The following is a 19,925-nucleotide window of genomic DNA, read 5'->3' as shown; positions in this document are numbered from 1 at the left end:
TTATGGCTTCTAGCTGGCTGGTATTAACCATCGTGGCCGCCTACAGGGTGGTCTTGGCGTTGATCAGTTTCTGGGTTCGACGCTCTACACAAAGCGCGAAAAACTTCACCTCCGGAGGCAAGGAATTCCCGGCGGTGATTCCATCGTTGCAGGCCTTTGCGCAATTTTTCGGGCACATGCACGAATGGATGGCCGGGATCGCCGTTGCAGGACTGGCCGGGGCGCTGTTCGGCACCATGGCCGCGCTAACCATGGGCATCGCCACCTTGTTGCTCAAGGACTTCTATCAGCCGTTCTTTAACCCGCCGCCGGGTGACCGGGCATGCCACCAAAACAATAATGACGAGGTAAGGCCATGCAGCCTGTGACCCTTTCCACCCCCGAAGCCGACATGGCCGGGGACTTGCCAGCAGGCGCCAGCCTGCGTGGCTGGCTCGACCATTTGCAGCGCCAGCAGCGTTTGGCAATGATACGTCCCGGCGTGGACCTGCGTTTCGGCGTTGCAGCGATTGCTAATCGTCTGGACGGCAAGAGCGCTTCACTGTTTCCCCAGCCTGGCGGCCACTCGATTGCGGTGGTTTCCGGCCTGCTGTCCGACCGGCAGTGGATGGCCGAGGCGATGGGCGTGGAGTCCGCTGAAGTGTTGGCGCGTTTCGAGGCGGCCAGCCTCAATCCGCTGCCGTGGCGGGAAGTCAGCGATGCAGCTTGTCAGCAAGTGGTGCATCGCGAGATCGACCTGAACAAACTGCTACCAATTCCCACCCACAACGAGTACGACAGCGGCCCTTACATCACCGCTGGCCTGCTGATTACCCGCAACCCGCGCACCGGGGTGCAGAACGTTTCGATTCACCGCTTGCAGGTGAGCAGCCCAAATCGACTGGGTGCATTGCTGCTGCCACGCCATGCGCTGGCCTTCTTTCAGGAAGTCGAGGCGCTGGGTGAGGATCTGGACGTGGCGGTGGTAATTGGTGCTGATCCGCTGACCTTGCTGGCGTCCCAGGCCATCGTGCCGATCGATCACGACGAACTGGAAATCGCCGGCGCTCTGCATGGCCGTCCGCTGGCGGTAACGCGCTGCGTGACCCATCAGATTCGCGTGCCTGCCGACGCCGAGATCGTCATCGAGGGCCGGTTGCTGGCCAAGGCGCGGGAGATGGAAGGGCCGTTCGGCGAGTTTCCGCAGTACTACGGCGAACGCGCCGAGCGACATGTGATCGAAGTCGACGCCGTAACCCATCGTCACAACCCGATCTTTCACACCATCGTCGGCGGCGGCCTGGAACACTTGCTGCTCGGCGGCATCCCGCGCGAAGCGACCATGCTCGCGCACTTGCGCCGCAGTTTTCCGTGCGTGCGTGACGTGCACCTGAGCAAGGGCGGAGTGTGTCGTTATCACCTTTATGTGCAGATCGACAAACGCTCCGAAGGCGAGGGCAAGAACGTCATCCTCGGCGCGCTGGGCGGTCACTACGACATCAAGCATGTCACCGTGGTGGATCTGGATGTGGACATTCATGACCCCACCGAAGTCGAGTGGGCGATTGCCACCCGTTTCCAGGCCGACCGCGACCTGGTGCTGATCCACGAATCCCAGGGCTCGAAACTCGACCCGTCCACCCGTGACGGTGTCGGCTCGAAGATGGGCTATGACGCCACGGTGCCGCTGTCGGCACCGACCATGCGCTTCAAACGAATCCAGGTGCCGGGCCAACAGGAAGTCGAACTCGACAAGCTAGCGCACGCGGCGCCGCAAGACTGGCAACGCGTGCTCCAGACGCACGATTGAACCCGGCGGCCGTTGGTGTTCAGCGGCCTGTTTCCGATAGTTCCAACCAACTCAAGACACGTCTTGCGTGAGGCAACCATGACCACGACAACAACAACAACTGCATCGCCAACCAGCGCCGCTATCGATACACCGCAGATTCCACCGGGCAAGGCCTTACTGGCGGCATTTGCCTCGACATTCGGCTGGGCGCTGGATTTGTTTGACCTGTTCATTCTGCTCTACGTGGCGCCGATCATCGGCCGCATGTTTTTCCCCTCGGACACCCCGACACTGTCGCTGGCCGCGGTATACGCCTCATTCGCCGTGGCCCTGCTGGTGCGCCCCCTGGGTTCGGCAATCTTCGGCGCGTATGCCGACAAGCACGGCCGCAAGCGAGCGTTGATGGTGTCGATGGTCGGCGTCGGTATTTCCACGGCACTGTTTGGCGCGCTGCCGACCATTCATCAGGCCGGCATATTGGCCCCGATACTGTTTCTGCTATTGCGGGTGATTCAGGGCATTTTCGTTGGCGGCATCGTGGCCTCCACTCACACCATCGGCACCGAATCCATCTCGCCGCGCTATCGCGGCCTGATGTCCGGGTTGATCGGTGGTGCCGGTGCCGGCATGGGCGCGCTGTTGGCGTCGTTCACTTACCTGGTGTTGTCGGAAATTTTCCCCGGGGATGAATTTGACGTCTGGGGCTGGCGCTTCATGTTCTTCTGCGGGCTGCTCAGCACGTTTTTCGGGCTGGTGATGTTCCGCTATCTGGAAGAAACCCCGGTCTGGCAGCAACTGCAACAAGCGCGCAAGACCAAGGGGCCGGCGGTAGTGGTCGTGTCGCCGCTCAAGCGTCTGTTTGGTCGCGAGTACCGCAGCGTGATGCTGGTCAATCTGCTGATTACATTCGGCGGCGGAGCAACGTATTACCTGGCCTGCGGTTATCTGCCGACCTTGCTCAACGTGGTCGCCAAAGTGCCCCATACGCAAACTTCGCAGATGCTCATGTACGGGTCGGTGGCAACCATTGTCGGAGCACTGGCCTTCGGTTACCTGAGTGACCTGATCGGTCGCAAGAAGACCTTCATGCTACTGGGTGTGATTAACCTGGTGAGCTTGCCGATGATGTTCCTCGGTGTCGCCGAGCCGGGTTCGCTGACCCGCACTGCGCTGTATTGCGTGGGCATCGCCTTCATGGGCGGGGCGATCATCGCGCCGATCCTGATCTTCCTCAACGAACGCTTCAGCACCGAGCTGCGCGCCAGCGGCACAGGATTGTCCTGGAACATCGGTTTCGCCCTCGGTGGAACCATGCCGACCTTTGTGTCCCTGTTCAGCAGCAGCCCCGCGCAGATCCCCATGGTACTGGCGATTTTCGCCGCCGGCCTGTCGGTGATCTACCTGATCGGCAGCGTGGTGATTCCGGAAACCCAAGGCAACTTCAAGTGAAGGAGATGGCAATGAACAGATTGACCGGCAAGGTCGCTATCGTCACCGGCGCGGCCCAAGGTATCGGCGCCACCTACGCCAAGGCGCTGGCGGCCGAGGGCGCGAAGGTGGTGCTCTGCGATTTGAAGGCGCCTGACGAAACCGCTGCCGCGATCCGCAACAAGGGCGGTACGGCCCTGGCAATCGCTTGCGACGTGACCGACGGTGCCGCGGTGCAAGCCATGGTCGAGGAAGCCGTGGCGCAGTTCAGCGGTGTGCACGTGCTGATCAACAACGCGGCGTTGTTCGCCACCCTGGAACTCAAACCTTTCGAACAGACCAGCTCGGCGGAATGGGACCGGATCATGGCAGTCAACGTGCGCGGTTCCTTCGAGTGCGCGAAGGCGGTAATGCCGGTGATGCGCCGTCAGGGCTACGGCAAGATCGTCAATATTGCCTCGGCAACGGCTTTCAAAGGCGCGCCGATGATGGCGGCGTATGTCGCGTCGAAGGGCGCGGTGATTGCCCTGACACGCTCGATAGCGCGCGAAGTCGGCGACGCCGGCATCCGCTGCAACTGCCTGGCCCCCGGCCTGACCATGAGCGCCAACGTCCAGGCCAACGCCGCCTGGGCCGGCGACATCGTGCGCAACAACATCGCCAGCCGCTGCATCAAGCGCGAGGCGGTACCGGAAGACCTGGTCGGCGCGCTGCTGTTTCTGGCCAGCGCCGACAGCGATTTCATGAGCGGCCAGACTGTGGTGGTCGACGGCGGCTCGGTGACCCACTGATAGGGGGAGTCCATGCGCAGCCGATATTTCATTGAAAGGGTAAACCGTTATGAATCGTGAACAACAAATCGTTGAGCGTTCGCACGCATACCGCGAGAGCTATCGTGCGTCCACACCCAGCTGGTATCGCGGCGAAATGCACCTGGCTTTCACCCTGCTGTTCACCGGCGGGGTGCTCTGGTACTGCGCCAGCCAGATTGTCGATGCGAGCTGGCAGGAGTGGTTGCTGGTGGTAGTGCCGATGTTCCTGTTCGGCAATTGGGCCGAATGGGCGGGCCACCGTTATTTGCTACACAGCCCGAGGAGCTGGCTCAAGCCGGCCTACAAGCGGCATGTCGCCACCCACCATCAGTTCTTCTCGCACAAGACGCTGGACTATCACGGCCATCAGGATTGGCGCGCTCTGCTGTTTCCCCCATTCGCTCCGGTGTTGTTCGTGATGGCCGCGCTGCCGCTGGCCCTGCTGCTGGGCACGTTATGGACGGCCAACGCCGGCTATATCGCAATGTTGACGATGGCGGCCTACTTCCTGATGTACGAAGGCCTGCACACGCTGTCGCACCTCGAGCATCCGCTGCTCGATGCCATGCCGCTGGTCAACACGGTGCGCCGCATGCATGTCCTGCATCACAACCCGGACTTCATGCACACGCGCAATTTCAACCTGACCTTTCCGATCTGCGATGCACTGTTTGGCACCAGCGACTTGAACAAGGGCGTGCTGGGCACGCTGTTCAATGGCATGTCGGATGCGGCGCGCAAACCCGAGGACCAGGCTCGCGTTGATGCGCAGCAGGTCGAGCGCGCGTCCAAAGCGGCTACCGAACACCAGCTCTGACAGCGACTCAATGAGCGGTCGGTTCTGGTGGTCGACCGCTGCTCGCTGACCCACGGAATACCGGAGGACTCATGCAAAGCAGACATTTCATCGATGGGCAATGGACCGACGCGGGACATTGGGCGGACAGCTTCGACCCGGCCAGCTGCGAGTTGATCGGCCGCTTCGCCGATGGCGGCGAAGCCGAGGCGCAAGCGGCGGTCTCCGCCGCCGCGCGCGCCTTCGCCAACCCGCAGTGGTCACAGAATCCGCGCCTGCGTCAGCAATTGCTGCTGGATTGGGCCGCAGGCCTCAAGGCACGCCAGGAGGAACTGGCGCAGCTGCTCACCCGCGAGAATGGCAAGGCCCTGGTGCAATCGCGCGGCGAGATAGCCGGGGCGATTTCCGAGATTGTCTATTATGCCGGTCTGGCCCGACACAATCCCGGCCATGTGATGGAGGTGGCGCCTGGCGAGTTCTCCAACATGCTGCGTGAACCGGCCGGGGTCGCGGGGCTGATCATTCCATGGAATGCCCCGGCGGTGCTGCTGGTGCGCGCCCTCGCCCCGGCATTGGCGGCCGGCTGCACCGCGGTGATCAAGCCGGCGCCGCAGACCGCGCTATTCAACGCGGCCATGCTCGAGCCGCTATTCGCCCTACCGGGCCTACCGGCCGGCGCGGTCAACCTGTTCGCTGAAACTGGGCATGTCGGCGCGGCGTACCTGGTGGCTTCGCCGCTGGTAGATGTGCTCAGCTTTACTGGCTCCACCGCAACCGGCCAGCGCATCATGCAAGACGCCGCAGCGACCATGAAGAAGCTGTCCCTTGAACTCGGCGGCAAATCCTGTTGCCTGGTCTTCGAGGATACCGACGTCGAGGCTATCGCACCGAAACTGGCGGCAGCAGCAACCATCATTTCCGGCCAACAGTGCACCGCCGCACGGCGCGTGCTGGTGCAGGCCAGCCGTTTTGCCGAGATGAAACGTGCGCTCAGTGCTGCGCTCGGCGAAATCCGCCTGGGCCACGGTTTGGAGGCGGCGACGCAAATGGGCCCGCTGATCGACTGGCAGTCGCGCGACAAGGTCGAGAGGCGCATCGCCGAGGCGCTGGACTGTTGCGACGAGGTGCTGCTGGCCGGCGGCCGCCCGGATGGCGCGCTGAGTCAGGGCGCCTTCCTCGCCCCTGCACTGATCGCCCACCGCGACAGCGGCGCGTTCTTCTGCCAGGAGGAAATCTTCGGCCCGTTGCTGGTGCTGGAGTCCTTCGAAGATGAAGCCGAGGCAGTAGCGCGCGCCAACCATACCGAGTTCGGTCTGTCGGCGAGTGTCTGGACCGGGCAGGGCGCTCGCGCCTGGCGTGTCGCTCGGGCACTGCGCAACGGTACGGTGTGGCTGAACGACCACAACAAATTGTTCGCCGAGGCGGAAACCGGTGGCTACCGCAAGAGCGGCCTGGGGCGCTTGCATGGCGTCGATGCGCTGCTGGATTTCAGCGAGCTCAAACACATTTATCAGAACGTCGGCACGCTCGGTTGAGCGCGCACGCGAGGGTGACCATGGAGCTGCGCCATCTGAAGTATTTTACCTGCCTTTATGAGGAAGGCTCCGTCACCCGGGCTGCGCAGCGCTTGAATATCGTGCAACCGGCGTTGTCGATGCAGATCGCCAGGCTTGAGGAAGAACTCGGGCAGACGTTGTTCGAGCGCAGCTCCAAGGGCATGGCGCCGACCGAGGCCGGCGATCAGGCTTATCGTTTGTTCATGCCGATTCTTGGCCAGCTGCTGGCGGCGCGTCAGGCCCTGATCGACCGTAGCGGCCAGATCGGCGGACGCATCAGTGCCGGGCTGATCGCGTCTGCCGCCAACAACGCGTTGGCCAGCACCCTGGCGCATTTCGTCGAGCATCAGCCACAGGTTGAATTGAGCGTCACCTCGGGCTACAGCCAGGAGTTGATCGCGAAGGTCCTGACCGGCGTGCTGGATTTCGCGGTCATCAACCAAAGCTTTCAGCATGAGCACCTGATCGGCCACGACATTTTCGATGAGGAGCTACTGGTCGCCACCGGTGCAGCCAATCGCCTTAACGGAGCGTTGCCCTTGCCGTTGGCCAGTCTGGCGGGATTCAAACTGGTGCTGCCCTCGCGTCGTCACGGGCTGCGTATGGTCATCGACCAGCACCTTGCCGCCCAGGGCATTGAAGTCACCCCGCAGTTGGAGGTGGACGATCTGGCGGTCATTGAGGACTTCTTGCGTCGCAGCGACTGGGTCAGCGTGCTGCCGGCAACCGTCTTGCATCGCGGATTGCACGAAGGCGCGTTGCGCGCCTATCCGCTGGCCGCGCCGGGGATCAGCCGGCGCATGGTCTGTGTGCACGACGCCCGTCGACCACTGACCCCGGCGGCAATGCTGTTCATCGAGATGATCGGCAAAACCATGACCACCGCACTCGACGCCATCCATTTCTACAAAGAAGGCCCGATAGAGGAAGGCGACCATGAGCGTTCCCAGTAATAGCCGGCCGCAGCGGCTGATCGTAGGAATTTCCGGTGCCTCCGGCGCCGTTTATGGCGTACGTCTACTGGAGCTGTTGCGCGACACGCCGATTGAAACCCATCTGGTGGTCAGCAAGTCGGCGCTGATTACTTTGGCCCATGAAACCGAGATGTCCTGGTCTCAGATCAAGACCCTTGCTGACGTTAGCTACATCAATCAGGACATCGGCGCGGCAATTGCCAGTGGCTCGTTCAAAACCATGGGCATGATCATCGCGCCGTGTTCGATACGCAGCCTGTCAGAAATTGCCAGCGGCGTGACCTCAACGCTGCTGACCCGCGCCGCCGACGTGGTGCTCAAGGAGCGCCGGCGCCTGGTGCTGATGGTTCGCGAGACGCCACTGCACCGCAATCACCTGCGCAGCATGACCGAGTTGGCTGAACTCGGTGCGGTGATCGCGCCGCCAGTGCCTGCGTTCTATGCCAAGCCGACCAGCCTGGATGACATGATCGATCACACTGTAGGAAGGGTGCTGGATATGTTCGATATCGAACTGGGTGTCGTCCGTCGCTGGCGCGAACGACCGGAGCGCGTAGCAACGCTGGATGAGGTGATCGATGGTTGAGTCACATTCGGGGCATTCAGGCGGGGAGGCGCTCCAGGAATTCGCAGATCAGCTGCAAGGTCCGCTCGGTCGCTTCGGTCTGGGGAAAGTGCCGGCAGTTATCCAGCAACACACAGCGGCACGGCCCAGGCACCTGTCGCTGGATGACCATCAGTTGCTCGGGCGTGGCGTAGTGGTCTTCGCGACCCTGAATGACCAGCAGCGGCCTTTCGATATAAGCCAACTGCGCTTCGAGATCGTCCAAGGAAAAGTCCGGGTGCAACCAGCTGTCGCTCCAACCGTGAAAGGCGCCGTCGACATTGGTCCCATGGTGGCGTGCCAGGCGTTCGCGCAATTCGCCCTGATGCCAAACCTCGGTGGTATGGCGAATGCCATCGAGGCTCTCGGTCTCGACAATCACGTGAGGCGCCAGTGCAATGCTGCCCAATACGCGGGGATCATTGGCGGCGGCATAGGCGAGGACAATGGAGGCGCCGTCACTGTGACCGAGCAAAACCACTTGCGGCAGTTGCAAGGCATCGAGCAATTGCCGCAGTTCACGAGGGCCGTCGCTGCTCAGGTAGTTCAGCGGACGCGGCAGGGTTACCGGGCTCGATTGCCCATAACCCTGACGACTGTAGGTGACCACACCGCAACCGCTGGCCTGGGCCAGGCGCTGGGGGAAGTCTTTCCATTGATCGGCGCTGCCGAGGCCTTCGTGCAACAGCACAAGCGTCGGTCGCGATGGGTCAGCCGCAGGAATTTGGCGATATTCCAGGCGCAGCGGCCCAAGTTGCAGAAATTGTTGTGGCGACATGTTGAATCAACGATTGAACAAGGTTGCTCGCAGGTTACCGTAAACGTAACCCTGTCTGCAGCACCACGCTTTGCTTGAGGTACAGAAAACATGCGTCATCTCGATGTTCAGGTGATCGACCAGGCACTGCAATGGGCTCGCGCCGGGCAGGCCCAGTGGCTGTGTACGGTGCTCTCCACCTATGGCTCGGCGCCGCGTGCGCCGGGGGCGATGCTGGTGACCAATGGCTCGGGCGAACACGTCGGCTCGCTGTCGGGTGGCTGCGTCGAGGAGGAGTTTCTCGAAAGCCTGACGCGCGGTGAATTACGCGAACCGGCGCAGATCGTCAGTTATGGCGACAGCGTCGAGCAACGCCACCGTCTGCGATTACCCTGTGGTGGCGTGCTGATCGTGCTGGTCGAGCACCGCGCTGCGAGTCTCGAATGGATCGAGCACCTGGAGAGTCTGCAAGCGGCGTTACTGGGTCAGCGGCGTCTGCTGCGCCATGTCGAGTTGAGCAGCGGAGCCTTGCGCCTGGACGCAGACATCGGACACGGCAGCGAGCGGGTGCAAGTCGTCGACGAGACGGTGCGCATCAGTGTTGGCCCTGCGTTGCGACTGATTCTGGCCGGGCTGTCGCCGGTCGCTGAAGTTTGCGCCAGTTTCGCCCGCGCCATCGGCTGCGAAGTCATCGCCTGCGACCCCCGGGATGAGATGCAGCATGTGCAGCTCGAAGGCGTGGAGATGCAACGCGTGCTGCCCTCGATGTACATCGCCGCTGGTGGTTGCCATGCGGCGACTGCGGTGGTGGCGCTGACTCACGATCCTCGAATCGATGATCTGGCGCTGATGGAAGCGGTTCACACCCCGGCGTTTTACATCGGTGCCATGGGTTCTCAGGCAACCTCGGCCAAGCGCGCCGAGCGGCTCAAGCGCATCGGTGGTCTGACGGATGAACAGATTGCCCGTTTGCACATGCCCATCGGCCTCGATCTGGGCAGCAAGGCCCCGGCGGAGATCGCTCTGGCGGTGGTGGCCGATATCCTGCGCGTTTATCACGGCAAAGAACGCCATGCCTTGTAAGGCGGTTTTTCCGACGAACGTGGGGGCTGCGAAAGTCGAGGTAGACGCTCGGTCATTCGCGCGCGATAGTGGCCAGCAAAGTCTGGCTGAACCATGGACCGATCGACGGGCTTGAGAAATAGATAAGCGCCCCGATGATATGCATTGAGGCCGATAACAATATCGCTTCAAGCGAGGAGGAATCTGATGTCGATTGCCCAACGGGTTTTCCACGGCAGGTTTGGCCGGGTCGCCTTGCTGAATATGGATCATTCGCTGGTCACCCATACCCATTCCGAATGCCATGTGCTGGTCAAAGTGTCCGGCGAGGATACTTACTTCAACGTTAACGGTCGACGGGTTCCGCTCAGTGATCGCACCGCGGTGTTGGTCAACGCCTGGGAGCCGCATTTCTACGATCCGCAGCCGGGTGCCGGTGCCACGCTAATCCTGGCGCTTTACATAGAGCCCGCCTGGCTGGCCACTGCCCAGCAATCGCTGGCGCTCAGCGGTCGGCCGGACTTTTTTGCCCAATCATGCATCGAGCTGTCGAGTCGAAATCGCACCCTGGCCGACATCCTGGTCGCCGAAGCGCATGGTTGTGGGATCGTGCCGAAAGAGCGTTTGGAGTTCATGCTGTTCGACTTCCTGATCGAACTGATCGAGGACTTTTCCAGCTGGCGGCATTTGTCGCTACTGGGTGCGCCCAACACAGGTGAGTTCCGGGATGCGCGCGTGCGCCGTGGCACCGCCTGGTTGCTTGAGCACCTCGATGATCCGAACCCGATCGACAACGCCGCGCGGGCCTGTGGTCTGTCTCGGGCACACTTCTTTGCGCTGTTCAAGAAAGACACCGGCATGACCCCGACCCTGCTGCTTAACGACGCGCGCATGCGCCGGGCTTTTGCCTGGCTGGAGCGTGAGCGCAGTGGCACGTTGGGCCTGTTGTCTGAGAACCTCGGGTTCTCCGAGCAAGGTCATTTCACACGGTTTTTCCGTCAGCACATCGGCGCTTCCCCCAGCCAGTATCGGCGTGTGGTTGATAGTTATACGGCGGTTTGAACCGAGAGGAGGGCGGGAGTATTGGGTAATGCTCCCGCCGATGAAGTTAGTCTTTCATCTTGAAACTCTGAGCTTTTAAAGGTTACGAAATTTGTAGCGTCTATTAATTGTCCATAAAGTCATAAATCTCTTTCATGCGTTCTTCGCGCATCAATTCAAGTTCTTCCTTGGTTTCGGCCGCCCACTGCAGGATGAAGTCCCAGCAATCGCAGCCATGCGCGTCGGCTTCTGCTTCAAATGCTTCTTTCAGAAATTTAAGGCGATATTCTTCTGGCGAGAGCCCGCAGTTTTCAGCGAGGCTGTAATTCAGTTCGCTGAGTTCAAGCTGAATCCATAGATTGGCGTCCAGGAATTTCTTCAGGGCAAGTTCAGCTCTAAGTTCTTTTGCGATCATGAATGCTCTCTTGTGGCATGCAATAAGTAGCTGGTTGTTCAAGGTCGGCCCAGCGCTAAATTGGACTATGTCAATTTCCTGCCATCATCCATCCTCGAACGCCATGACTTTCACTCAGCTCTTTCACGACTCGAGTCGCGTCCTGCTTATGTTTATATGGGCCTATGACGACAAAATTGTTTTCTTTACGCGCTACCGGCAACTCCAGTTGCTGAATGGCTTTTAGTGCGCGATGGCGGCTGGGCGTATTCAATGCGGGCGTGAATTCGTCGGGAAGATTTGTACTGATTTCTGTCGCAAACTTTATTAGCGATGTCGTCAAATTCTTGCTCGAAGTCTGTCACTTTTTGCTGGATGTATGAATTGTCGACGTTATTTTCACAAGTTGGTCCTGTGGACGTGTAGGTCCATAGTAGAGCTGATAGTTGCCCTAAAACGCCAGTTACCAGTAAGCCCAAGCCAAGCTTTCGCACGGCGCCCTCTCCAAATCAAGTGAATAGTTATTTGTGCCATTTCTTTTTATAAAGAAAGGTTTTATTTCTGATCCTGAGATGGTCTGAGTTCTCGAGCGCGTCAGTGTGCCCAAGCGCCAAAATTAGTTGGCTGCTTTTTGTTGTTTTAAAGAACATCGGGCGTGCACTTTATAGACTACTGATTCACGAAAAAGGCTCAGATAGTCGAAAAAAACCATATCAGAATGGGAGAGGTTAATCCTATGAAATACTTGTATTTAAGATAAATATCGTGGCCAAAGTGCCTTGTGGAAAACCGCGAAGGATCTGCATTCGCCACTTATGTGATGAACGCTCAAAATTAAAAAGTTATAGAGCCCGGTCGCTATCCATAAAGTCATCGAAGTCGTCGAACATGACCGGAATTGTGTCGGGTCCCAGCCCCTTAAATCAGACGCAAAGACAAATTTCCAGACTTCGGCGCAAAACTCCATCTCCCCAGGCAAAGCGCTCCCTGCGCCTTTCACACACACTTGGCTCTAGCGCTCTCGCGCTGTAAAACAACAAGAGCCACGAAAAATGACCAGATTCCCACCTACTATCGAAAGCCAGACCGGCCATATCGGCGCCCTACGGGTACGCTACATGCGACGATCATCCGTTCACCTCATGCTCATGTGCAGATCACCTCGGTGGTTTTTTCCAACGCGCTGCCATGGAGCAGGATGTTCAGAAGAATAAAATGGCGTGCCAATTATTGGGCTAGTTGAAATTGACTAAGTACCGGTCCTTCGTGTGCGTTGCGTTGACCTCTAAGATTTTGCGTTGCTTCTATTACTTTAAAATAACAAATGGAGCGCTATACAATTGAGTAGGAAAAAAATTGCTGCAAGTTCGGTGTTTCTTGGTATCACCCTGAGTGCACAGGCGTATGCTGACTTTCTAAGTGATAGCAAGGCCACCTTGGGGATGAGGAACTTCTACTTCAATAACGACAACCGCGATGGCACTGCCGCCCCTTCCAAAACCGAAGAATGGGCGCAGGGTTTCATGTTGGGCTTCAAATCGGGTTATACCGATGGCATGGTTGGCTTTGGTGTCGATGGCCTGGGATTGCTGGGGGTTACCCTGGACAGCGGCAAAGGACGGCATGTCGGCAGCACCATGATGCCTTCTGACAGTGACAACCGTGCCGTCGACGAGTGGAGCCGGGTGGGGCTGACCGGAAAAGTCAAAATGTCGAAAACTGAACTTCGCTACGGCACCTTGATTCCGAAACTCCCAATTCTGGTTGCCAACGATGGGCGCGTACTTCCACAAACCTTCGAGGGCGGTCAAATCACCTCGAGCGAGTTCAAGGGGCTGACCTTGACTGGAGGTCGGATCGAACATGCGACAGGGCGTGGTTCAAGCGATCAGACGGGGTTGGCCGTTGCTGGTGGTACGCGTGAGAGCAATCAGTTTGACTTCGCCGGGGGCGATTGGAGTGTCACCAAGGATCTGACAGCTCAGTACTACTACGCAAACCTCGATAACTACTATACGCAGCATTTTTTTGGATTGATTCACACCCTTGCGCTCTCGGACAATCAGTCCCTTAAAACCGACCTGCGCTACTTCAAAACTGACTCGTCAGGTGCAAATAGCTCCGGTACGTCAGGCTACAGAATTAATGGCTACACCAAAAACGGTGATGGAGAGATCGACAACCGTACCTGGAGTGCCGCGTTGATTTACACGCTGGGTGGCCACGCGATTACTGCGGGGTACCAAAGTGTGTCGGATGGCAGCAACTTCACTCAACTCAATCAGGGCAGCCTGATAGACAAGGGCGCCGGTGGAGCAAGCCTGTATCTGTATACAGACCGCCTGATCCAAACGTTCACCCGCGCAGGCGAGCGCACAGCTTTCGGTCAGTATGCTTACGACTTTGCCGCTCTGGGAGTTCCTGGCCTGAAAGGCTCGGTCATGTACCTCTCCGGCGATAATATTAAAACTACGTCCGGCGACAACCAAAAGGAATGGGAAAGAGACATTAGCCTGGACTACTTCCTTCAGTCCGGAGCGCTTAAAGGTGTCGGGTTCGGCTGGCGTAACGGCAAGTCCAACAGCGAAGCGGCTCGTAACGTAGATCAGAACCGAGTTTTTGTAAGCTATAGCATTCCGCTTCTCTAACGAGTGTCATGAGGACGAATAGCCGCTTTCAGTCCGGCCACGCTGAGGAAGGCACCCGATAACACGGGTGCTTCTGTGCAGGATTATCCGCCCGACGCTCAGGACATTAGGTAGGTGGTGCAGCCGGTTTGATTTATTTTGTCTACGCCCTCTTAGAAGCCTTCCAGCACGATCTTGCCCTTCGCCTTGCCGCTTTCCAGCAGAGCATGGGCTCGACGAAGATTTTCTGCGCTGATGCGCCCGTAGTTTTCGCCAACGGTGGTGCGCAAGTCACCCGCATCAATGCGCCGCGCAATTTCGTTGAGGATGTTGTGCTGCTCTTGCATGTCCTCTGTCTCGTAAAGCGAGCGGGTGTACATCAGCTCCCAGTGCAACGACAGGCTCTTGCGCTTGAGCGGTACGGCGTCAAGCGTGGCCGGGTCATCGATCAGGCCCAGCTTGCCCTGAGGCTTCAGTGATTCGATGATTTGCTCGTAGTGCCGATCGGTCTGGGTCAGGCTAGCGACATGGCTGACTTGTGCGATACCGATGCGCTTGAGCTCCTCGCTGAGTGGCTTGGTATGGTCGATGACATGATGCGCACCAAGCTCGGTGACCCAGGTCTGGGTTTCAGGGCGCGAAGCCGTACCAATGATCGTCAACCCGGTTAGCTGACGCGCCAGCTGAGTCAGGATTGAACCCACCCCGCCTGCAGCGCCGATGATCAGCAGCGTTTCGCCCCGGTCGGTGGTATCGCGTGCAACACCGAGGCGATCAAACAGCAATTCCCAAGCGGTCAAGGAAGTCAGTGGCAATGCCGCAGCCTCGCTGAAATCCAGCGACTGGGGTATTGAGCCGACGATACGCTCGTCCACCAGTTGCAGCTCACTGTTGCTGCCCGGGCGGATCAGCGATCCGGCGTACCAGACCCTGTCACCGGGCTTGAAGAGCGTTACGTCGCTGCCGACCGACTTGACCACGCCGGCAGCGTCCCAACCGAGGATGCGCGGCTGGCTTTCGTCCTCGTGCGGTACGTAGCCCTGCCGCACCTTGGTATCGACAGGATTGACCGATACGGCCTTTACCTCTACGAGCAAGTCGCGCGGCCCCGGCACTGGCTCGGGTATATCGATCTCCACCAAGGCGTCGGGATGTTCAATAGGCAGGCATTTGAAGTGTGCAATGGCTTTCATTCGAAGATCCTCAGGAGATGCGATACATTTTCGTGATGGTGAGCTTTTCAGCAGCGCGTTCGATGAAAGGGAGCGCTGCCTGAAAATGCGGTGTCGCTTCGTGAGCAGTCAGCGCCGCTTCGTCCCGCCACTGCTCGATCATGTGGAAAGTGCGAGCCTGCTCGGCATCACGGTGGAAATCGTACTGGATGCAGTCCGCTTCGCTTCGGCTTGGGCCTTGCAGGCCCTGCAGCGTCTGCTCGAGCTCGACTTCGAAGCCGGCCTTGGCGACCAAGGTGGCAATCAGTGTCAGAGGGGTGGTCATCAAACCTCCTGTCTGTGTGCGATATGAAGAGGGAGCATTGGCTGGCACGGGTGTATCGAAGATGTCCATGCCGGCCATGCGGCCAAAAACCTGAATCCGGGTGAGAGCGCGACAACAATCTTGCCCACTTGGGCATTCGACCAAGTTGATAGCCCTAAGGCCACGCGAGCGCTCTCGCTCCGGCGGGATCACCTGTAGCGTTCAAGCCAATGGGCATAGGGAGCGGGCAAGGTCCAGGCAGCACGCTCTACACCCAGCGCCTGGGCGGCTGAATAGGACCAGTTAGGATTGCCCAGGTGCGCCCGGCCAATCATCGCCAGGTCCAGTTGACCACTTCTCACCGCTTCTTCGGCGACGCTCGGCGTGCCGAAGCCCCATGCCGAGGCCACCGCAATCCCCGTCTCGCGCCGTACCCGCTGGGTAACTTCGCCCATGAAACCGGGGGCCCAAGGAATGTTGGATTCAGGGATGGTGAACCCGATACTGACGCTGAGCAAGTCCAAACCACCGTCCTTGAAACGACGTGTCAGTTCGATAGCCTCTGACAAGGTCTGTTCATCCCGGCCGTCGTATTCGATAACACCCAGGCGAGCGGTCAGCGGCAAGTGCTCTGGCCATACTTCGCGAACCGCCGCCAGTGTTTCCAGCAGAAAGCGGCTACGGTTATCGAAGTTTCCGCCATAGGCGTCGTCACGAAGGTTGGAGTGTTCAGAGAGGAATGACTGGGCCAGATAGCCATGGGCGAAATGCAGCTCTAACCACTCGAAGCCAGCTTCACGTGCACGGCGAGCGGCTGAGACAAAATCCTCGCGCACCCGGGCGATATCCTCCAGCGTCATGGCTTTCGGCTGCTTGGCGAGCTGAGCGCCAAAGGCAACAGCCGACGGGGCGATGGTCTGCCAGCCACGCGAATCATCCTCGCCGATATGATCGTCACCTTCCCAAGGACGGTTCGCACTGGCCTTGCGCCCCGCGTGGGCAATCTGGATACCTGGCACTGCGCCGGCAGCCTTGATCGATTGCACCACCGGCACGAAGGCACGGGCGAGCTCATCATTCCAGATACCAGCGCAGCCAGGCGTGATCCGTCCTTCGGGTGACACGGCAGTCGCCTCGACGACCACCAGTCCTGCGCCGCCACGCGCGAGGGTGGCATAGTGCACAGTGTGCCAATCGTTGATCAGGCCATCATTGGCCGAGTACATGCACATGGGGGGAATCGCGATCCGGTTGCGAAGGGAGACATCCTTGAGCGTGAAAGGTTGGAACAGCGCAGACATTAGGTTTTTCTCCGAGGGATACTATTTCTCTTGTTCGATAATATTCGAACTATTGACATAGAGCAAACCCGTGTATGATTCGCTCATGCGCCCCTTCAAACACCTTCCTCTCAGTGAATTCGTTCTTGAGCGTCTGTTTTACGCCTTGAGCGACCCTGTACGCCTGGAGATTGTCCGGCGCCTCGCCGAGCTGGGAGAGGCCAGCTGTGGCGAGCTGGACGGTGGCCGTGCGAAGTCCACCATGTCCCACCATTTCCGGGTGCTGCGAGATGCCGGACTGGTTCAAACCCAGACCATCGGCACGACCCACATGAACTCGTTGCGTAGGGAAGACTTGAGTCACCGTTTTCCGGGCCTGCTGGAAACGATCCTGTCCCAGTACGACGAAAAAGGAAGATGAGGCTCACGGGTGTTTTTCCACCCAACTCTTTCAGCGCGCGCTCTGCGCAAAAACACGCGGATCTGAGAAGCAGTTGACCAGGTGGTCGTACACCAGCCTCACTCTCGGTGCCACGGGCCCTGATTGCGGGCGATACATGATCAATTCGGAAGGCGGCGGGGCATCGTGTTGCATGAGCTCGACCAGTCGCCCTTCAGACAGATAGGGTTCTGCCAGATAACCGGGCATTTGCCCAAAGGCGATTCCCGCCAGAACAATCTCTCGCTCGGTTTCTGGATCGTCGCAGGTAAATGCCGGGGAGGCAGGCAGGAACGTTTGCCCCTCGGCAAGCACCCACGGCCAGGGGCGGCCGTTTTTGCGATCGATCAGCATCGACAGGGGCAAGCGTTTCAGATCCTCGATGCTGCCAGGGCATTGCACGGTGTCGAGGAGTGACGGCGCCGCGACGATTTTCAGGTCGACATGGGCCACCGTTCTGGCGATATAGCGCCGATCCCGCACAGCTCCAACACGAATACCGATGTCAATCTTGTTGGCCACCGCGTCGGTGAGCTGGTCATCCAGGCTCAGGTCGATGCTCAGGCCGGGATTCTCCCGCATCAGCGGTTTCAGAAACTCAATCAGATACAGCTTGCCAATGGCGTGGGGGGCCGTGATGCCGACGACGCCTTTTGCCTCCTGTTTACTGTTGGCGATAAACAACTGATCCACCCGTTCCAGGGTTTCCCGGGCTTGCAAGGCGAGTTTGGCACCAAAAGCGGTGACGTGAACCTGCCGCGTGCTGCGGTGGAACAACGGCTCCCCAAGCGTGCGCTCCAGTTCTTTGATGGCGCGTGTCACGGTCTGCGGAGAGGTGCCGAGGCGGGTGGCTGCATCGCGAAACGTGGTCGATTGCGCCGCCACCGAAAAGATCCGAATCAGCTCCATGCGATTGAGCATTGGCGTCAACTCCCGTTCCAGAAAATGGAATTCTCAAATCCGAACTCTTCCATTTTCTGACGAATAAAACCAGCGCAGACTGCACTCATCAACCCAAACAGGTCTCAACAGGAGCGCTGAACATGAGTAAAAACATCCAGGGTAAAGTGGTCGTTATCACCGGTGCGAGTAGCGGTCTGGGCGAAGCAACGGCGCGTCATCTGGCAGCGCTCGGCGCCCATGTAGTGCTTGGCGCCCGTCGCCAGGATCGTCTGGACGCGATTGTCCGGGAGATCGCCGCAGCAGGCGGCAAGGCGATTGCCCATCCGATCGATGTCACAAACAAAGAGGACTTGTCTGCGCTGGTCGCCAAGGCTGTCGAGGCATTCGGTCGCATCGATGTGATGATCAACAATGCAGGGCTGATGGCGATCTCTCCGATTTCGCAGCTGCGCGTCGAAGAGTGGGATCGCATGATCGACATCAACATCAAGGGCGTGTTGTATGGCATCGCGGCCGCTTTGCCGCTTTTCGAACAACAGGCCAGCGGTCACTTCATCAACATCTCTTCGGTTGCCGGCATCAAGGTGTTCAGCCCCGGTGGATCGGTGTACAGCGGTACCAAATTTGCGGTGCGCGCTATTTCCGATGGCCTGCGTCATGAAGTCGGCGGGAATATTCGCACGACGACCATCGAGCCGGGCGCGGTGGATTCCGAGCTCAAGTTCGGCAGCGGGCACCAGCCGAGCGCCGAGGTCGTTGGCGAGTTTTACAAGAAGGCCATCCCGGCTGATTCGGTTGCACGGGCCATCGCTTACGCGATCGAGCAACCTGCCGATGTCGATATCAACGAGATTGTTCTGCGTCCGACGGCGCAAGACTTCTGATAGTTAACCTGTGCCGTTTGTGCCCTTGCGCAAAAGCACGGGCGCGAGCGACTAAGCTTTAGCACTATTGAATACTTCGAATGTCTGGCCTGGAGCCAAACTTCCACGCAAGCCAACCAATATCGGTGATATCAACCCGTTTGTTTTTACCGTGAAGGCGGGAAGCTTTACCGCCGCGGCGATTACACTGGGCATGGACCCGCATTGTTCGCTTGGAGGACCGGATGGGCGCACGGTTGCTCAATCGCACGACGCGCAAACTGAGCCTGACAAACGAGGGGCAGATTGCGTATGAGCGCTGGCGGCAGATTATCGAGGATCTTGATGAGGTCGAGGTGACCATGGTCCGGGCCGTGGGCGGCCGACCGGTACCTTTAAACTCACGGTCCCGCTGTCCTTTGGTCAGCGCCATGTCCTGCCGATCCTTGATGCCTATCTGAAGCAGTGGCCTGAGCTGCACGTGGAGTTGTGGTTTACCGATCGCTTTGTCGACGCCCTTTTTACCACAGATGTAGCCGACTCCACATCCTTCCCAGGAGCGTCATCCCGTTTTTCAACGCCTGTTTCAACCAGAAGCACTCACTATCGGTCCGATTTTGCCGCTGGAAACCCATCCCGGCCGAGCGGCCCCGACCATGCGCGGTCATTTCGAGATGGCGCAACGCGTCGAAGCGCTGGACTTTGGTGCGCTCTGGATGCGTGACATTCTTTTCTACGATCCGGATTATGGCGACGTGGCGCAGATGTTCGAACCGCTGGGCCATCCACAGCCAGCCAAGCGCCTATGCCAACAGCCAGCCGATGATGGTCCTCACCGACACGGCCGTGTTCCCAATAATGTGAATATAAGCAGCTCGCATGTTGTGGTCACGGCTATCCACTTCAAGGTTGTTGTGAGCATGCTCCGTGAATTCGACGGTCCGTTCACTAGATGGCAGAGCAACGGCTACTTTTGAACCCATGCGGCTCCGGAATTTCGCTGGTGGTTTCCAGAAAGCCGGCTGTCTGCATAGTTAAACACTTGCCGCGAACCGTCCTGGCGTATCGTCGTAACAGTGACATAGCCGGCCGAGAGAATACCATTCATCCGGAAGTCACTGTTGATAGGGGGGGGGGGGGCG

Annotated in this window: 21 protein-coding genes and 1 pseudogene; 15 read left to right on the top strand and 7 right to left on the bottom strand. The window is 59.0% G+C overall.

What is annotated here, in order from left to right; all coding sequences use genetic code 11:
* Positions 1-2: 2 nt before the first annotated feature.
* The 8 genes from B348_RS1000000132010 (at position 3) to B348_RS0119675 (ending at position 7,923) form a co-directional block, all read left to right on the top strand.
* Positions 3-368, top strand: coding sequence for a hypothetical protein (locus tag B348_RS1000000132010; protein WP_017737795.1), 366 nt, complete (start codon positions 3-5; stop codon positions 366-368).
* A complete protein-coding gene (locus B348_RS0119705; protein ID WP_017737794.1) occupies positions 356-1,789 on the top strand; it encodes a UbiD family decarboxylase in 1,434 nt (477 codons plus the stop codon). Before B348_RS1000000132010 ends, B348_RS0119705 begins: the two co-directional genes overlap by 13 nt.
* A 78-nt stretch (positions 1,790-1,867) precedes the next feature.
* Complete coding sequence (locus B348_RS0119700) at positions 1,868-3,220, top strand: MFS transporter (protein ID WP_026136921.1); 1,353 nt, start codon at positions 1,868-1,870, stop codon at positions 3,218-3,220.
* An 11-nt stretch (positions 3,221-3,231) separates the two neighbouring features.
* Positions 3,232-3,990 carry an SDR family NAD(P)-dependent oxidoreductase gene (locus tag B348_RS0119695; protein WP_017737792.1) on the top strand — a complete coding sequence of 253 codons (759 nt, stop codon included), beginning with the start codon at positions 3,232-3,234 and terminating at the stop codon, positions 3,988-3,990.
* Between the two features lie 49 nt (positions 3,991-4,039).
* Entirely contained in the window at positions 4,040-4,828 is a 789-nt protein-coding gene (locus tag B348_RS0119690; protein ID WP_017737791.1) for a fatty acid hydroxylase, read from the top strand.
* Between the two features lie 71 nt (positions 4,829-4,899).
* Positions 4,900-6,342: an aldehyde dehydrogenase family protein gene (locus B348_RS0119685; RefSeq protein ID WP_017737790.1), complete on the top strand. Its 1,443-nt coding sequence runs from the start codon at positions 4,900-4,902 to the stop codon at positions 6,340-6,342.
* 20 nt (positions 6,343-6,362) lie between these two features.
* Positions 6,363-7,316 (top strand): LysR family transcriptional regulator, encoded by a 954-nt coding sequence (locus B348_RS0119680; protein WP_017737789.1) that lies wholly within the window; start codon positions 6,363-6,365, stop codon positions 7,314-7,316.
* Positions 7,300-7,923: a UbiX family flavin prenyltransferase gene (locus B348_RS0119675; RefSeq protein WP_026136920.1), complete on the top strand. Its 624-nt coding sequence runs from the start codon at positions 7,300-7,302 to the stop codon at positions 7,921-7,923. Before B348_RS0119680 ends, B348_RS0119675 begins: the two co-directional genes overlap by 17 nt.
* A 16-nt stretch (positions 7,924-7,939) precedes the next feature.
* Here B348_RS0119675 and B348_RS0119670 read toward each other — a convergent pair whose 3' ends face one another.
* Positions 7,940-8,719, bottom strand: coding sequence for an alpha/beta fold hydrolase (locus B348_RS0119670; protein ID WP_017737787.1), 780 nt, complete (start codon positions 8,717-8,719; stop codon positions 7,940-7,942).
* 90 nt (positions 8,720-8,809) lie between these two features.
* On the opposite strand from B348_RS0119670, the gene B348_RS0119665 reads away from it, so the two are divergent.
* Both B348_RS0119665 and B348_RS0119660 read left to right on the top strand, forming a co-directional pair.
* Positions 8,810-9,781, top strand: coding sequence for an XdhC family protein (locus B348_RS0119665; protein WP_017737786.1), 972 nt, complete (start codon positions 8,810-8,812; stop codon positions 9,779-9,781).
* A gap of 186 nt (positions 9,782-9,967) precedes the next feature.
* Complete coding sequence (locus B348_RS0119660) at positions 9,968-10,822, top strand: AraC family transcriptional regulator (protein ID WP_017737785.1); 855 nt, start codon at positions 9,968-9,970, stop codon at positions 10,820-10,822.
* Between the two features lie 103 nt (positions 10,823-10,925).
* Here B348_RS0119660 and B348_RS0119655 read toward each other — a convergent pair whose 3' ends face one another.
* Positions 10,926-11,216: a DUF6388 family protein gene (locus tag B348_RS0119655; RefSeq protein ID WP_017737784.1), complete on the bottom strand. Its 291-nt coding sequence runs from the start codon at positions 11,214-11,216 to the stop codon at positions 10,926-10,928.
* A gap of 70 nt (positions 11,217-11,286) precedes the next feature.
* Complete coding sequence (locus B348_RS1000000132005; RefSeq protein WP_256204484.1) at positions 11,287-11,538, bottom strand: SPOR domain-containing protein; 252 nt, start codon at positions 11,536-11,538, stop codon at positions 11,287-11,289.
* 997 nt (positions 11,539-12,535) lie between these two features.
* On the opposite strand from B348_RS1000000132005, the gene B348_RS0119645 reads away from it, so the two are divergent.
* Complete coding sequence (locus B348_RS0119645; RefSeq protein ID WP_017737782.1) at positions 12,536-13,843, top strand: OprD family porin; 1,308 nt, start codon at positions 12,536-12,538, stop codon at positions 13,841-13,843.
* Positions 13,844-13,995: 152 nt separating this feature from the next.
* On the opposite strand, the gene B348_RS0119640 is transcribed toward B348_RS0119645, so the two are convergent.
* The 3 genes from B348_RS0119640 to B348_RS0119630 form a co-directional block, all read right to left on the bottom strand.
* Entirely contained in the window at positions 13,996-15,015 is a 1,020-nt protein-coding gene (locus B348_RS0119640) for a zinc-binding alcohol dehydrogenase family protein (RefSeq protein ID WP_017737781.1), read from the bottom strand.
* Between the two features lie 10 nt (positions 15,016-15,025).
* Positions 15,026-15,319, bottom strand: a complete 294-nt coding sequence (locus B348_RS0119635; RefSeq protein ID WP_017737780.1) for a putative quinol monooxygenase — start codon at positions 15,317-15,319, stop codon at positions 15,026-15,028.
* A gap of 188 nt (positions 15,320-15,507) precedes the next feature.
* Positions 15,508-16,599 (bottom strand): NADH:flavin oxidoreductase/NADH oxidase, encoded by a 1,092-nt coding sequence (locus tag B348_RS0119630; RefSeq protein WP_026136919.1) that lies wholly within the window; start codon positions 16,597-16,599, stop codon positions 15,508-15,510.
* Positions 16,600-16,684: 85 nt separating this feature from the next.
* Here B348_RS0119630 and B348_RS0119625 point away from each other — a divergent pair, with 85 nt between their 5' ends.
* Entirely contained in the window at positions 16,685-16,999 is a 315-nt protein-coding gene (locus B348_RS0119625; protein WP_017737778.1) for a helix-turn-helix transcriptional regulator, read from the top strand.
* A 30-nt stretch (positions 17,000-17,029) separates the two neighbouring features.
* Here the strand turns inward: B348_RS0119625 and B348_RS0119620 are convergent, their stop codons facing one another.
* Positions 17,030-17,938 carry a LysR family transcriptional regulator gene (locus tag B348_RS0119620; RefSeq protein ID WP_017737777.1) on the bottom strand — a complete coding sequence of 303 codons (909 nt, stop codon included), beginning with the start codon at positions 17,936-17,938 and terminating at the stop codon, positions 17,030-17,032.
* Between the two features lie 122 nt (positions 17,939-18,060).
* Here B348_RS0119620 and B348_RS0119615 point away from each other — a divergent pair, with 122 nt between their 5' ends.
* The 3 genes and pseudogenes from B348_RS0119615 to B348_RS1000000132000 all read left to right on the top strand — a co-directional run bounded on the left by B348_RS0119615 (position 18,061) and on the right by B348_RS1000000132000 (position 19,760).
* Entirely contained in the window at positions 18,061-18,804 is a 744-nt protein-coding gene (locus B348_RS0119615; protein WP_017737776.1) for an SDR family oxidoreductase, read from the top strand.
* 67 nt (positions 18,805-18,871) lie between these two features.
* Positions 18,872-19,363: pseudogene (locus tag B348_RS01000000130145) on the top strand (LysR family transcriptional regulator); the annotation flags it as partial.
* A 76-nt stretch (positions 19,364-19,439) separates the two neighbouring features.
* Positions 19,440-19,760: a hypothetical protein gene (locus B348_RS1000000132000; RefSeq protein ID WP_017737775.1), complete on the top strand. Its 321-nt coding sequence runs from the start codon at positions 19,440-19,442 to the stop codon at positions 19,758-19,760.
* Positions 19,761-19,925 lie beyond the last annotated feature (165 nt).

Origin of the sequence: Pseudomonas sp. CBZ-4 (assembly GCF_000346755.1) — a bacterium.
Taxonomy (GTDB): domain Bacteria; phylum Pseudomonadota; class Gammaproteobacteria; order Pseudomonadales; family Pseudomonadaceae; genus Aquipseudomonas.
The sequence above is the reverse complement of the archived record's forward strand: the minus strand, read 5'-3'. Positions and strand labels throughout refer to the sequence as shown.

Coding starts and splice junctions, on each gene's coding strand:
- B348_RS0119635 (WP_017737780.1), bottom strand. CDS start 15,319: ATGACCACCCCTCTGACACTGATTGCCACCTTGGTCGCCAAGGCCGGC.
- B348_RS0119625 (WP_017737778.1), top strand. CDS start 16,685: ATGCGCCCCTTCAAACACCTTCCTCTCAGTGAATTCGTTCTTGAGCGT.
- B348_RS0119655 (WP_017737784.1), bottom strand. CDS start 11,216: ATGATCGCAAAAGAACTTAGAGCTGAACTTGCCCTGAAGAAATTCCTG.
- B348_RS0119680 (WP_017737789.1), top strand. CDS start 6,363: ATGGAGCTGCGCCATCTGAAGTATTTTACCTGCCTTTATGAGGAAGGC.
- B348_RS0119620 (WP_017737777.1), bottom strand. CDS start 17,938: ATGCTCAATCGCATGGAGCTGATTCGGATCTTTTCGGTGGCGGCGCAA.
- B348_RS0119640 (WP_017737781.1), bottom strand. CDS start 15,015: ATGAAAGCCATTGCACACTTCAAATGCCTGCCTATTGAACATCCCGAC.
- B348_RS0119675 (WP_026136920.1), top strand. CDS start 7,300: ATGAGCGTTCCCAGTAATAGCCGGCCGCAGCGGCTGATCGTAGGAATT.
- B348_RS1000000132000 (WP_017737775.1), top strand. CDS start 19,440: ATGCGCGGTCATTTCGAGATGGCGCAACGCGTCGAAGCGCTGGACTTT.
- B348_RS0119665 (WP_017737786.1), top strand. CDS start 8,810: ATGCGTCATCTCGATGTTCAGGTGATCGACCAGGCACTGCAATGGGCT.
- B348_RS0119615 (WP_017737776.1), top strand. CDS start 18,061: ATGAGTAAAAACATCCAGGGTAAAGTGGTCGTTATCACCGGTGCGAGT.
- B348_RS0119630 (WP_026136919.1), bottom strand. CDS start 16,599: ATGTCTGCGCTGTTCCAACCTTTCACGCTCAAGGATGTCTCCCTTCGC.
- B348_RS0119670 (WP_017737787.1), bottom strand. CDS start 8,719: ATGTCGCCACAACAATTTCTGCAACTTGGGCCGCTGCGCCTGGAATAT.
- B348_RS0119695 (WP_017737792.1), top strand. CDS start 3,232: ATGAACAGATTGACCGGCAAGGTCGCTATCGTCACCGGCGCGGCCCAA.
- B348_RS0119660 (WP_017737785.1), top strand. CDS start 9,968: ATGTCGATTGCCCAACGGGTTTTCCACGGCAGGTTTGGCCGGGTCGCC.
- B348_RS0119685 (WP_017737790.1), top strand. CDS start 4,900: ATGCAAAGCAGACATTTCATCGATGGGCAATGGACCGACGCGGGACAT.
- B348_RS0119705 (WP_017737794.1), top strand. CDS start 356: ATGCAGCCTGTGACCCTTTCCACCCCCGAAGCCGACATGGCCGGGGAC.
- B348_RS0119690 (WP_017737791.1), top strand. CDS start 4,040: ATGAATCGTGAACAACAAATCGTTGAGCGTTCGCACGCATACCGCGAG.
- B348_RS0119700 (WP_026136921.1), top strand. CDS start 1,868: ATGACCACGACAACAACAACAACTGCATCGCCAACCAGCGCCGCTATC.
- B348_RS1000000132010 (WP_017737795.1), top strand. CDS start 3: ATGGCTTCTAGCTGGCTGGTATTAACCATCGTGGCCGCCTACAGGGTG.